Origin of the sequence: Micromonospora sp. NPDC048868 (assembly GCF_043198195.1) — a bacterium.
GTDB lineage: Bacteria > Actinomycetota > Actinomycetes > Mycobacteriales > Micromonosporaceae > Micromonospora > Micromonospora reichwaldensis.
In genome coordinates this window covers 43,178-55,606 of record NZ_JBICUN010000008.1, presented here as the reverse complement: position 1 = coordinate 55,606, position 12,429 = coordinate 43,178, and the positions used below count along the sequence as shown (strand labels likewise).

At 72.3% G+C, this 12,429-nt stretch carries 15 protein-coding genes; 1 reads left to right on the top strand and 14 read right to left on the bottom strand.

Annotation, left to right across the window (positions count from 1 at the left end):
- Positions 1 to 33: 33 nt before the first annotated feature.
- Entirely contained in the window at positions 34 to 693 is a 660-nt protein-coding gene (locus tag ACGFNF_RS14955; protein WP_393168259.1) for an SDR family oxidoreductase, read from the top strand.
- Positions 694 to 721: 28 nt separating this feature from the next.
- On the opposite strand, the gene ACGFNF_RS14950 is transcribed toward ACGFNF_RS14955, so the two are convergent.
- The 14 genes from ACGFNF_RS14950 to ACGFNF_RS14885 all read right to left on the bottom strand — a co-directional run bounded on the left by ACGFNF_RS14950 (position 722) and on the right by ACGFNF_RS14885 (position 12,322).
- Positions 722 to 1,351 carry a DivIVA domain-containing protein gene (locus tag ACGFNF_RS14950; RefSeq protein ID WP_393168257.1) on the bottom strand — a complete coding sequence of 210 codons (630 nt, stop codon included), beginning with the start codon at positions 1,349 to 1,351 and terminating at the stop codon, positions 722 to 724.
- Positions 1,348 to 2,568 carry a globin domain-containing protein gene (locus ACGFNF_RS14945; protein ID WP_393168255.1) on the bottom strand — a complete coding sequence of 407 codons (1,221 nt, stop codon included), beginning with the start codon at positions 2,566 to 2,568 and terminating at the stop codon, positions 1,348 to 1,350. Before ACGFNF_RS14945 ends, ACGFNF_RS14950 begins: the two co-directional genes overlap by 4 nt.
- 3 nt (positions 2,569 to 2,571) lie before the next feature.
- On the bottom strand, positions 2,572 to 3,747 hold the full coding sequence (locus ACGFNF_RS14940; protein ID WP_393168627.1) for a nitric oxide synthase oxygenase: 1,176 nt from the start codon (positions 3,745 to 3,747) through the stop codon (positions 2,572 to 2,574).
- 384 nt (positions 3,748 to 4,131) lie between these two features.
- Positions 4,132 to 4,716, bottom strand: coding sequence for a MerR family transcriptional regulator (locus tag ACGFNF_RS14935; RefSeq protein ID WP_151454620.1), 585 nt, complete (start codon positions 4,714 to 4,716; stop codon positions 4,132 to 4,134).
- A 187-nt stretch (positions 4,717 to 4,903) separates the two neighbouring features.
- On the bottom strand, positions 4,904 to 5,368 hold the full coding sequence (locus ACGFNF_RS14930) for a bifunctional nuclease family protein (RefSeq protein ID WP_311413267.1): 465 nt from the start codon (positions 5,366 to 5,368) through the stop codon (positions 4,904 to 4,906).
- A 176-nt stretch (positions 5,369 to 5,544) separates the two neighbouring features.
- A complete protein-coding gene (locus tag ACGFNF_RS14925; RefSeq protein WP_357578891.1) occupies positions 5,545 to 6,246 on the bottom strand; it encodes a MerR family transcriptional regulator in 702 nt (233 codons plus the stop codon).
- A 50-nt stretch (positions 6,247 to 6,296) separates the two neighbouring features.
- The gene (locus ACGFNF_RS14920) at positions 6,297 to 6,749 is read right to left on the bottom strand and encodes an FHA domain-containing protein (RefSeq protein ID WP_089000305.1); all 453 of its coding nucleotides are present in this window, start codon (positions 6,747 to 6,749) and stop codon (positions 6,297 to 6,299) included.
- A 212-nt stretch (positions 6,750 to 6,961) separates the two neighbouring features.
- The gene (gene gcvH, locus ACGFNF_RS14915; protein ID WP_151454622.1) at positions 6,962 to 7,342 is read right to left on the bottom strand and encodes a glycine cleavage system protein GcvH; all 381 of its coding nucleotides are present in this window, start codon (positions 7,340 to 7,342) and stop codon (positions 6,962 to 6,964) included.
- Between the two features lie 54 nt (positions 7,343 to 7,396).
- On the bottom strand, positions 7,397 to 8,380 hold the full coding sequence (locus tag ACGFNF_RS14910) for a DUF881 domain-containing protein (RefSeq protein WP_357578890.1): 984 nt from the start codon (positions 8,378 to 8,380) through the stop codon (positions 7,397 to 7,399).
- A 10-nt stretch (positions 8,381 to 8,390) separates the two neighbouring features.
- Positions 8,391 to 8,723 carry a small basic family protein gene (locus ACGFNF_RS14905; protein ID WP_089000302.1) on the bottom strand — a complete coding sequence of 111 codons (333 nt, stop codon included), beginning with the start codon at positions 8,721 to 8,723 and terminating at the stop codon, positions 8,391 to 8,393.
- A complete protein-coding gene (locus ACGFNF_RS14900; RefSeq protein WP_393168251.1) occupies positions 8,720 to 9,664 on the bottom strand; it encodes a DUF881 domain-containing protein in 945 nt (314 codons plus the stop codon). The genes ACGFNF_RS14905 and ACGFNF_RS14900 overlap by 4 nt, the downstream gene beginning before the upstream one ends.
- A complete protein-coding gene (locus ACGFNF_RS14895; protein WP_393168250.1) occupies positions 9,661 to 10,302 on the bottom strand; it encodes a CDP-alcohol phosphatidyltransferase family protein in 642 nt (213 codons plus the stop codon). The genes ACGFNF_RS14900 and ACGFNF_RS14895 overlap by 4 nt, the downstream gene beginning before the upstream one ends.
- Positions 10,303 to 10,619: 317 nt before the next feature.
- Positions 10,620 to 11,090 (bottom strand): MarR family transcriptional regulator, encoded by a 471-nt coding sequence (locus ACGFNF_RS14890; protein ID WP_357578888.1) that lies wholly within the window; start codon positions 11,088 to 11,090, stop codon positions 10,620 to 10,622.
- Positions 11,091 to 11,143: 53 nt separating this feature from the next.
- Complete coding sequence (locus tag ACGFNF_RS14885) at positions 11,144 to 12,322, bottom strand: PP2C family protein-serine/threonine phosphatase (protein WP_357578887.1); 1,179 nt, start codon at positions 12,320 to 12,322, stop codon at positions 11,144 to 11,146.
- Between the last annotated feature and the right edge of the window lie 107 nt (positions 12,323 to 12,429).

The following is a 12,429-nucleotide window of genomic DNA, read 5'->3' as shown; positions in this document are numbered from 1 at the left end:
ACGTCGTGGCGGGACGGCGGCTAGGTTGGCGGTATGCGCGTCGTCATCGCCGGAGGACACGGCAAGATCGCCCAGCTGACCCACCGCGAACTCGCCGGACGCGGCGACACCGCCGTCGGGCTGATCCGCAACCCCGACCACTCCGCCGCGCTGCGTGCCGCCGGCGCCCAGCCCGTCGTGGCCGACCTCGAACACGTCGACGCCGACGAACTCGCCACCCACCTCGCCGGCGCCGACGCCGTCCTCTTCGCCGCCGGCGCCGGCCCCGGCAGCGGCGCCGCCCGCAAGGACACCGTCGACCGGGCCGGCGCCGTCCTGCTCGCCGACGCCGCGCAACGCGCCGACGTCCGCCGCTACCTGCTGCTGTCCTCGATGGGTGTGGAAGGCGAACCACCCGCCGGCACCGACGAGGTGTTCGCGGCGTACCTGCGCGCCAAGAAGGCCGCCGAGGACGACCTGACCGGCCGCGACCTCGACTGGACGATCCTGCGACCCGGCCAGCTCACCGACGATGCGCCCACCGGGCGGATCACCCTCGCCCGCCACGCCCCCGCGGGTGCCGTGACCCGCACCGACGTCGCCCGCGTCCTCGTCGCCCTGCTCCACCACCCGCACAACGCCGGCGCGATCCTGGAACTCGTCGGCGGCAACACCCCCATCGCCGACGCCGTCGCCGCCGTCGACCGGCACTGACCCGCGTCCCGGCGGCCAGGCGACGCCGCTACTCGCCGAGCACGGCGCGCAGCTGCGCGCCGACCGCCCCGGCCGCCTCCGCGTCGGAGTGCAACTGCTCCGACTGCTCCGACAGGTACGCCTGCCACCGGCCCAGGTGCTGCTGCGCCGTCGTCACGGCCGCCACCAACGCCGCCTGCCGGCCCTCCAGCTCCCGCACCTGCCGCCGCAACTCCTCGCCCCCCGCCCCCGACGGGCCGGCGACACCCCCGGCCAGCACGTGCGCCTCGGCGATGATCTCGTCGGCCTGCCGCCGCGCCTCCGCGATGATCTCCGCGCCCTCCGCGCTGGCCTCACCGATCGTCCGGTTCGCCTCGTCCTGCGCCCGCACCGCCAACTCGATCACCATCGGATCCGGGCCCTGCGCGCCGGTGCTGGGCAACGCGCCGTGACGCAACATCTCCACCTGCCGCGCCAGGCCCTCGTTCTCCCGCCGCAACCGGTCCACCTCACCGCCCAGCAACGCCACCCGCTCGTCGGCCGACCGGGCCAGGCCCGCCACCTCGTCGGCGGACAGCCACCGACCGCCCCGGAACCGGCGCGCCTCCAACGCGCCCACGGCCCGGGTCAGCTCACCGTGCGCATCGGCGACCACCCGGTCGCCGTGGTCGACGCTCATCGCACACCCGTCCAACTGAAGTCGTCCGGCGCGGCGGCGGCAGCGCCCGCCAGCGGCGGATACAGGCAATGGTCGTAACTCTCCACCAGGATCCGCTCCCGCGGCACCCCCGACGCCGTCAACGCCGCAACCGTCGCCCCGGTCATCTCCGGGCTGCCGCACACCAGCACCTCGGTGTCGTGCCACGGACCCAACCGCACCGCGGTCTCACCGGCCGTGCCCACCGCCCCCTGCCACTGCCAGCCGGACTCCACCGTCGGCACGTACCGCAGCCACCCGGACTGCCACGACTGCGCCGGCGCGCCCGCCGCCAACTCCCGCAACGCCACGTCGTCGTACAGGTCGTCGGGGGTCCGTCCCCCCACCACCAGCGTCGTCGAGCGCCCCGGCCCCAGCCGCAACGCCTCCACCACCGCCCGCAGCGGCGCCACCCCCGTGCCCCCCGCCACCAGCAGCAACGGCAGGCCCGGCGACCGGTCGTACGACGACAACGCCGTCCCCACCGGCGAGCCCAACAGCACCCGGTCACCCTCCCGCAGCCTGCGCACCAGATGCGTGGAGAACCGGCCCGCCGCCCGCACGTGGAACTCGATCGTCCCGTCCGGACGCGGCGCGTTCGCCGGCGACAGATACCGCCACGTCCGCAACTGCGGCACCTGCACCGGCAGCGACTGCCCCGGCAGGTACTCACACAGGTAGTTCGGACGGACCGTGAACACACACACGTCGGCCCGCCGCCGCTGCACCGCCAGGACCTCCGCCTCCCAGTACGGCGGCGACGTCCGCTCCGCCTCCACCGCCCCGGCAAGCATCAACCGCGCCACCAACTCGTACGCCCCGGCCCACTCGGCGTGCAGCTGCGGCGTCCACCGTGGACCCAGGAACCGCTCCAACGTCGCCAGCAACGCCTGCCCGACCCGGATGTAGTGCCACTCCGTCAACGGCACCGGCCGGCCCTGCCGGTCCTCGCCCTGGAAACGCCGGTGATCGGCGCCCAACCGCTGCGCGAACGCCGTCACCTCCCGCTCGTCGTCGACGTGGGTGACGATGTGCCCCAACGCCGCCAGCAACTTGTCCTGCTGGTACTGCATGTTCGTCGGGAACATCGCACGCGTCTCCGGCGCGATCAGGAACAACGTCGCGTAGAAGTACTTCGCCGCCTCCGGCCCGGCCACCGAGAGCTGGGCCCAACTCTGACGCAGCGCCACCACGTCCATGCCTCAGCCCTCCCGCCGACGAGCCGCGTCGTGCCGCTGCCGCAGGGACAGCGCCTCGACACCCGCCGGACCGTACGCACGATCGGTCTGCCACAGGTTCGGGTTCGGCACCCGCGTGTCGTAGTAGCGGTGGTGCACCGCGTGCAACGCCGCCCACCCCACACTGCCGTTGAGCCACGACCAGTCGCCGTGCACCGGCCGGCCCGCCCGCTCCTCCTGCGCGCAGAACCGCATGAACAGCTCCGACTCCGTGTGCGGATCCGACACCCGTACCCCCGCCGAACGGAACGAGTGCAGCACCGCCTGGTTGATGACCAGAGCCGCGTGCTCCCGCCACAGGGTGTCCTCCCGCGAGGTGTCCAACCCCAACCCCCGCGCCACCGGCAGCAACTGGTCGTACCGGTCCCCGTCACCCATGTTCCGGGTGCCGACCTCGTCGCCCAGGTAGTGCCCGTTGAACGGGGCGCAGCTGTAGTCCACCCCACCCACCCGCAACCGCATGTTGCTGATCACCGGCAGCGCGTGCCAGCGCAACCTCAACTCCGCGAACCACGGATACGCCGGATGCGTCAGGGCGACCTCCCGCACGAGATCCCGCGGCGCCTCCACCAACGTCGGATCCTCGTACGCCGTCTCGATCACCCACGGCAGCAGATCGAACCGGCCCGGCACCGGCGGCGGATGCCACCCCAGCGCCCGCACCGCGTCCGTCATCGCCACCTGCGCCGGATCACCCAGGATCGCCCCTTCGTCCATCCGGTGCCCGCAGTAGCGGATCAGCTGGTCGTTCCAGAGCCGCGCCCGCGGACCCACCCCCGGCCGGTCCGGCGCGAACACCGTCATCACCGACTGGATCCGCCCGCCGTTGTCCGCCACCGCCAGATGCCGCGCCAACTCCCCCGCGATGCCCGCCACCGTCGTCACCCCACGGCGGTCGCGGACCCGCAACCCCGCCCACCGGACCCGCCCCACGCAGCGCGCCGACTGCCGCCACGCCACCTTCGCGCCGTGCACCAACTCGTCGCCGGTGTGCCGGTACGTGCCGGTCACCGCGATCTCCTCCCGCACCCGCGCGACCCGCTCAGCCACCCCCGGCAGCCGACGCTCCTCGTGGTACAGGTGCAGGAACTCCACCGCCTCCGCCGTCACGTCCACCGGCGAGCCGGACGCGTGCGACACGGGACAGCGCTCCGCGCCCCCGGCCCGCACGTCGGCGCCCGCCGCCCTCGCGCCGGCATCCACGTCGGTCTGCACTTCGCACTCAATCCGATCGTCGGGCAAGCGTCGCCGCCCGCTGCCTGCGTCGTCGCGCACACCGGGCCCGCTACTGCCCACACCCGACGGACAGCGACCCACGTGCGAAACAGGCGCAACGACGCAGACAGGATTGCCATGATCGTCAGAAGTGTCAACAAGCCGACAGGTCAGGACGTGGCGCACGCCACACCGCCGCAGGCCCCCACCCCACAGCGGCCGGAACGGCCCGGTCGTGGACGACGATCGCGGGGCGGGCCACGTCGTGCGGGCACTGTGCGCCCGTCGGATCAGCCGAGCGCCGAAACCTCAGCCGGCCCGGCGACGCGCCCGACGCGCCGCCAACTCGTCACCCACCGGCTCCGCCGCCACCTGCGGCTCCACCGACGTCGCCGGCTCAGACGGCAGGTGCGACAGGGACCCCTGGATCTCCTTGAACGCCCCACCGATCGCGATACCGAACACGCCCTGGCCACCCTGCAACAGGTCGACCACCTCCTCCGGCGACCGGCACTCATACACGGTCGTGCCATCGGAGATCAACGTGATGCCCGCCAGGTCCGCCACCCCACGGGAACGCAGCGCCTCGATCGCCTTGCGGATGTTCTGCAACGACACCCCGGCGTCCAGCAGCCGCTTCACCACCTTCAGGACCACCAGGTCCCGGAACGAATACAACCGCTGCGTGCCCGAACCCGAAGCGTCGCGCACACTCGGCACCACCAACCCGGTACGGGCCCAGTAGTCCAACTGCCGGTAGCTGATCCCCACCGCATGGCAGGCCGTCACACCCCGGTAGCCCACGGCACCGTCACCCTCGGTCGCCCACCCCGGCGGCGCCACACCCGGCTCGTCCAGCTCCGTACCCGGATCGGGATCTCGCGGCTCGTGCATCCGGACAACCTCCCCGCCAGTGCGGTGACACGTCGTTTCCGGGACGTGCACCCCTCGACACGGCAACCCTATAGCCGCCTTCAGGAATTGCCCCGCAGAAGCCGCCGCGACACGCCGCGACACGACAACGAAGATCACCCACAGCACCGGAACGTCACCGAAAGTGACATCCCGAAGAAGGCCGGACTCAGCCGGCGAAGTCCTCCGGACGCACCTGGTCCAGGAACTCGCGGAACTTCTCCACCTCGTCCTCCTGCTCGTCCGGGATCACGATCCCCGCCTCGCTGAGGACCTCCTCCGCACAACGAATCGGCGCACCGACCCGCAACGCCAGGGCGATGGAATCACTCGGCCGGGCCGACACCCGCACCCCGTCCCCGAGCAACAGATCGGCGTAGAAGACGTTCTCCTTCAGCTCGGTGATCTCCACCGCCTGCAACGGCGCCTTCAACGCCGTCAACACGTCCCGCAGAAGATCGTGGGTCAGCGGCCGGGCCGGCTTGACCCCCTGCTGCTCGTAGGCGATCGCCGTCGCCTCGACCGCACCGATCCAGATCGGCAGATAGCGGTCCCCGTCGACCTCCCTGAGCAGGACGATCGGCTGGTTGCTGGGCAGCTCCACCCGAACTCCGACCACGCTCAGCTCGCGCACCGCCGCCTCCGTGTCGTTGTCACCTACGCCGCACCGCGCCCTTCCCTGCACGGTACACGGACCGCGACACGGCCGTCCCATGCGCTACCCGCACACGCCCGCGCCAGAAAGGGGTTACCCCGGCAAGCCTACGACACGCTTCCCGGGGAAGATCTTTCCGCACGGCCCCCGCCGGATCACCGACCCAACGTCGACCGCAACCCCACCCGCACCAACGCCGCATGCAACTGCTGCGACAGCGCCACCAACTCCCGCGCCGTCTCCGCCGCCCGCGCCCGCGCCGCCGGATCACTCTGCCGCGCCAACGGCGTCAACAACTGCGCGAACAGACCAGCCTCCCGATCCGCCGCCGTACGGAACGCCCGCAGATGCCGCGGCTCCAACCCGTACGCCGCCAGGCCCGCCACCGCACTCGCGATGATCAACGCGTCGTCGTCGTACCAACCCGGCGGATCCGACACCACCACACCGAGGCGCTCCAACTCGCCCAGCGTCGACTCGTCGATCCCGCTGCGCGCCACCAGATCCAGCCGGCCGAGCCGCACCTGCGGCGACCCGACCGGCTCCTCCGGCACCCGCCCCGGAACCTCACCGTCCGGACCCACCGCCACCAACGTCGGCCGCTGCCGACCCGGCGACTCCCCGGACGCGTCCCACTGCGCCAACTGATCACGGATCACCCGCAACGGCAGATACTGGTCCCGCTGCGCAGTCAGCACGAACCGCAACCGCGCCACATCGTCCCAGCTGTACTTCCGGTAACCCGCCGCCGTCCGCTGCGGCTCCACCAGGCCCTCGGCCTCGAGGAACCGCAACTTCGAGATGGTCACGTCCGGGAAATCGACCCGCAGCTGACCCAGCACCTCACCGATACTCATCAGCGGGCGCGCACGGGCCGCCTCGGGCGGCGTGGAGGCCGCAGGCTCGTTCACCCCCGGCCGGCCCCCTCCTCGGGACGCGGACCGGCGATGAACACCACCCGGAACTTGCCGATCTGCACCTCGTCACCATTGCTCAACGTGGCCGCCTCGACCCGCTCCCGGTTCACGTACGTGCCGTTCAGGCTCCCCACGTCCCGCACCGTGAACGTCCCACCGTCACGGTGGAACTCGGCGTGCCGCCGCGACACCGTCACGTCGTCGAGGAAGATGTCACTGTCCGGGTGACGGCCACTGGTCGTCACATCGTGATCCAGCAGGAACCGGGCACCCGCATTCGGACCCCGGCGAACCACCAGCAGCGCCATACCCGGCGGCAACGAACCGGACATCCGGCTCGGCACCACATCGGTGTCCGGCCCCTCCAGCACTTCGTCGAGCGAACCGAGATTGAGCGTCGAAGTGACGTCGAGTGGGGGGAACTCGTCGTCTGGGCGCGTCATGGGACCACCTCACGGATCTGTTCGGTCGGCGTCGGGTAATGGCGGGTCTGGCCGCCGGGCAGTGCACACCCGGCGGCTGGCTCCCCGTGCCCGGAAAGGCAATTCCGCAACGCTGAACTATTGGTTCTCGGTCGACTGGGCGAGCCTAGCCAGCGCCGAAATGCAGGGCAACCGGACGCGCGGAACACCCGCCACGCCCGAAGGGGACGCACTCAGCTCTCGGTGAGCTCACGATACGCGTCCGCGGACAGCAGACCATCGACCGCCGCCGGATCGTCCGGGGTGATCTCCAACAACCAACCCGCACCGTACGGATCAGTGTTGATCACCTCAGGGGTGTCGCCGAGCGCCTCGTTGCGCGCCGCCACCGTACCGCTGAGCGGGGCGTAGATCTCCGACACGCTCTTCGTCGACTCGATCTCACCCAACGACTCACCGGCCGCCACCACCACACCCGCATCGGGCAGCTGGACATACACGATGTCACCCAGGGCGTCCTGCGCGAAGTGCGTGATGCCGACCCGGACAGTGCCGCCGCCGTCACCCGCCACCCACTCGTGCTCGGCGGTATACCGCAGATCCTCAGGAATCACCAGACGCGTCCTTCATCCATCGGCGCACCGGAAACCCGGTGCGGGCCGCGCCGGTCAGGAGACCGGACGGGCGTGTTCCAGCTTGATCGGCGCGTGCAGCGCCGAAACCTCGGCAGCCTCACGATCCTCGACGATCAACTTACCGCCGTCACCCGTCACCGACGCCACCACCCCGCCGGGAATGTTCAAGGCCGTACGCATCGTCGCCGGATCACCGATCACCGTGATCGTGAACGGACCCGTCAACCGACGCCCGTCCACCACCAACGACCCGCCCTCCCCGTCCAGGAAGAACGTCGACGCGATGATCCGCACCGTCGCCCGGTCACCACCGGAGATCTGCATCGCCTCCGCGCCCGCGCCCCGCAACTCCTGCACCGCGTCCAACACCCGCGACGCCGAGATCGGCTTCTCACCCGCCTCGAACCGCACCGACAACCCCGGCCCCGTCGCCGGCAACGTCCCCGCCAGGATCCCCAACTCGTCGGCCCGCCGCGTCGCCTCCTCCAACGCCGCCTGCCGCCCCTGCTGACCCGAACGCAACTGCCGCTGACTCTCCTCCAGCGTCGCGATGTCCTGCCGCAGCCGGACCTCCCGCGAGTTCAGGTCGTACAGGATCCGCACCAGATCCTCCTGCCGCGTCGCCGCCACCGTCGGATCCGTCGACGTCGACTTGAACTGCACCACCAGGGTGAACCCCAGCAACGCCAACAGCGCCGCGATCATCACCCCGGCCGAACTCACCCGCCGCCGCGGCGTCCCGCCATCCCCGGCCGCCACCGCCGGCGCGGACGGGGTGGCACCGGCGGCAGCCCGGCTCAACTCCACCGTCGCGCCGTCGTCGGGCTCCACCACCGCCGGCTCCTGCACGGGCGGCTCCACCGGCGGCGCGGACCGCTCCGGCGCCAACGGGCTCAACTCGTCCGGATCCGGCGCGTCCGGCCGCGGATCGGGCGCCCCCGCCGGACCCGACGGCCGCCCCGGACCCGCCGGCTGCGGCCAACCCGTGCCCGTCTCGGTGTGCTCGTCGCTGCTCATCGCCACCAACCTACGCCCGGAACAGGTGCCGACGGATCGCCGCCACATTCCCGAAGATGCGCACCCCGAGCACGACCACCACGCCGGTGGAAAGCTGACCGCCCACCCCCAACTGGTCACCCAGATACACGATCAGACCCGCCACCAGCACGTTCGAAATGAACGACACCACGAACTGCTTGTCGTCGAAGATCCGGTCGAGCTTCGCCCGCACCCCGCCGAACACCGCGTCCAACGCGGCCACCACCGCGATCGGCAGGTACGGCTGCAACGCCGTGGGAACCGTGGGGTCGAGCCACACACCGAGGACCACACCGGCGAGCAACGCCAGCACCGCGATCATCGACCACCTCCGGAAGGGCTGGGAGACGTCCTCGAACCGGTCGGCCCAGGACTGACGGAACGGTCGGCCCCCGACGGCGACGGCGTCGGGCTCACCGAGGGCTGCGCGTAGCGTAGCCGCGGGTCCGGAGCGGCCGGCAGGGTGAGGTCCTCCGCCTCACGCACCCCGAACGACAACCCGGTGTCCTCGGCCACCTTCCGCATCGTCAACGCGCTGCGGCTGTCCTCGTACCGGTCCCGCATCGACCCCGGACCGATCGCCGACACCTCGTACGGGCCCGTCACCGGCCGGAAGTCCACCAGGATCGCCTGCCCCGCCGAACGGATCGTCGACATCGCCGTCAACCGCTGACCGTTGATCGCGATCGCCTCAGCCCCCGCCGCCCACAGGTCGTTGGCCACACCCTGCAGATCGCTGTAGATCACCCGGGACGGCCCCACGTCCGCGCCCGTCACCGCGTCCTGGTTCTGCGGCGCGTCCGCCAGGCGCACCACCACGCCGTCACCGCGCACCCGCCCCAGGCCGGTGCCCGCCTCCAGGTTGTGCAACCGCGCCGCCTCCGAGCCACCCAGCGCCGCCGCCCGCTGCCGCGCCACCTCCGCCCGCAGCTCGTCGGCCCGCACCGACAACCGGTCCGTCTCGGTCTCCCGCTGCTTGATCTGCTCGACCAGGCCGGACCGGGCCTGACTGCGCCCCGGCTCGGCCTCCAGCGTCTGCCGGTACGCCACCGCGAACAGGAAACCCAGCAGCAGCGCCACCACCACGGTGACGGAACGCGCCGACCACCGCCGCCACCTCGGCGACGGCGTCTGCCGCTCCTGACGCCGGGCCGCCGCGTCGGCGTAGCCGGGATCCAGCGGATTACGGAACAGCTCGGTGAGGAAGTCCGGGGCGTACACCCGGTCGCCGCGGCCCCGGCCGTCGCCCGGCGTGCCCGTCATGCCGGCGCTCCCCCGGCCCGAACCGCCCTGACCAGCCGGCCGGCCTGCACGACGTAGAGCGCGCCGGCCACCCAGTAGAGGACCAGGCCCCACCAGGCCAGGCCCCAGCCGATCGCCCCGGCGACGGTCGCCGCACCCGGCACCGCCGCGGCGAGCAGCAGGACCGGGAAGGCGGCCAGCAAGAGGAAGGTCGCGGTCTTGCCCACGTAGTGCACCGGCGGCGGGCCGTACCCGTGCCGGCGCAGTACCGCCAGCGAACCGAGCAGGAGCAACTCCCGGGCCAGCAGCGCCGCGGTGAACTGCCAGGGCACCACGTCGCGGGCGGTGAACCCGAGCAGGGTGGCGAGGATGTAGAGCCGGTCGGCGAGCGGGTCGAGCAGCTCACCGAGCCGGCTGACCTGGCGCATCCGGCGCGCGACCCAGCCGTCCACCCAGTCCGTGGTGCCGCCGATGGCCAGCACCACGACTGCGGCCACGTCGGCGTGCGCGACGAGCAGCAGGTAGAGGAAGAGCGGCACGCCGAGCAACCGGACGAAGCTGATGACGTTCGGCAGCGTGAGGATCCGGTCGCCGACGGCCGATCCGCTCGTGCCGGCGGTGGCCCCCGGGTGCTCTTCCCGAGCCGGCGGACGCGACACCGAACCTCCTCCGCGGCACGCTCCGCCGCCCGGCCGAGGACCGGCGGCGCGGAGAACGTGGGCGCTGTCGGGCCGGCTGCCGCCGGCGTCCCCTGCGGTCCCCCGTATACGGGACCTTCGCCTGACATCGGCCCGCGATCGTGACGATCACGGGCCGGTTGCGCTGCCACTATATCGGGCCCTCGGCGCCTCCCTCGGCCTCAGGCAGCCGGGCCCGTGGACGACGGTGTCGTCGGGTGTGCTGCGTCACCACCCGTAAGGCATCCTAGGACACTAGTGGAGCAGGCCGGGGAATGCGCTTACGGGGAACCGAGCCGTCAGGCGGTGCGGGCCTGGGAGTCCGCCGGCGACTCGGTCGGGGTGGCGGTGGCCGCGCGTTCGAACGCCATCAACGCCAGCAGCAGCTCGTGCTGCGCCCGACCGGGCATCCGGTCCAGCACGGCCTGCACCGCCCGGTGCCGGCGCTCCTGCAGCTCACGCAGCAGCGCCTCGGCGGCGGCCGTCGGCATCAGCCGCACCTCCCGCCGGTCCCGGGGATCGGGCACCCGGCGCAGCAGCCCGGTGGCCTCCAACCGGTCGCAGAGCCGGCTCGCCGAGGACGGCACGACGTCCAGCAACTCGGCCAGGCCGTTGACGTTGGTCTCCGGCCGGCCGCTGATCAGCGACAGCACGCGCAGCTGCGTCGGAGAGACGGCCATCTGGTGCCGGGGCACCGCCGAGTCGAGCACACCGACGAGCGCCTCGGCGGCAGCGTCGATCGCCGCGGCGAGATTCGGAGGTCGCTCCACCCGGTGTCCCCTGCGATCGTCCCGCTCGTGCCCTGCCGGTGCGACGACGGCTCTCACCCGTCGCCCCGCCCGGCGGAACCACGCCAGTCCAGGCAGACGACGACCGCGTCGTCGCGCAAATCGGCGTCCGCGTGCCAGGCGTGTAGTTCGCGCATCACCGTACCAACTGCCTCCGCCGGCGGTTGCAGCCGCGTGGACCGCATCGCCCGCGCCATCGTCCGCTCGCCGTACGCGCCGCGGTCACCGGGGTCGGCGGCCCACACCCCGTCGCTGACCACGAACAGCCGGTCCCCCGGTTCCAGCGCGAACTCCTGGACGTCGTAGCGGGCCTCGGCGAACATGCCCAGCGGCAGCTGCTGCTCCAGGTCGATGGGCGTCACCGTGCCGCCGCGCACCCGCAGCAGGTGCGGGGAGCCGGCGTCCACCGCCCGCACCCGGCCGGTGACGGTGTCCAGTTCGAGGAGCAGCGTGGCCACGTACCGGCGACCGCGGTGCTGGTAGAAGACCGTGTCGGAGGCCAGCTCGGCCTGCTCGACGAGGCTGCCTCCGGAGCGCCGGGCGTTGCGCAGCGCGTTCACGGTGACGGCGGTCAGCAGCGACGCCGACAGCCCGATGCCGGCGCCGTTGAGCACCGTCACGGTGAGCCGGTCGTCGTCCACGGACCAGTCGAAGTGGTCCCCGCCGACCGTGTACGCCGGTTCCAGCTGGCCGGCGAGTTCGAACGCCGCGTGGCTCACGCCGCGTCCCGGCAGCAGTTCCCACTGCATCTCGGCGGCCATGCTGAGTCGCTCCCGCCGGCGGACCCGGCGGTACCGGTCGGTCTCCCGGTCCGCCGCGCGCAGCACGACGGCCAGCTCGCCGGCGATGTCCGCGGCCCGCTCGACGACGTCCGGTTCGGGCTGGTCGGGCAGCTCGACCAGCAGCACGCCCAGCCGCTCCCCCCACACCGACAGCGGCAGGTAGAGCCGGCACCGGCCCTCGTCGTCGGTGTCGGTCATCGGCTGCTGGCTGCTGAAGCAGCGCTGCGCCGCGTCGTGGCAGGCGAGGAAGCCGCCGCCGGAGAGGTCCGCGTCGAGCACCGGCCAGAGCCCGGTGATCCGGTAGTCGGCGATGAACACATCCGTTCGCGAGGCGCCCAGGGCGGACCGGATAGCCTGGTCCGCCGCCTCCACCACCTGGTCGGGCGGGGCCGCACGAAGCGCACGCGAGACCTGGCCCGGTGCCTCCAACATGATCATCCTCCGGAAGCTTGCCGTAGGGCAAGCATCATACGGAGCCCTCTCCCCCACCCTCCGGGCGGGCGGGCACACAGCGGGTACCCGCCGCCGCGCCCCTCGCA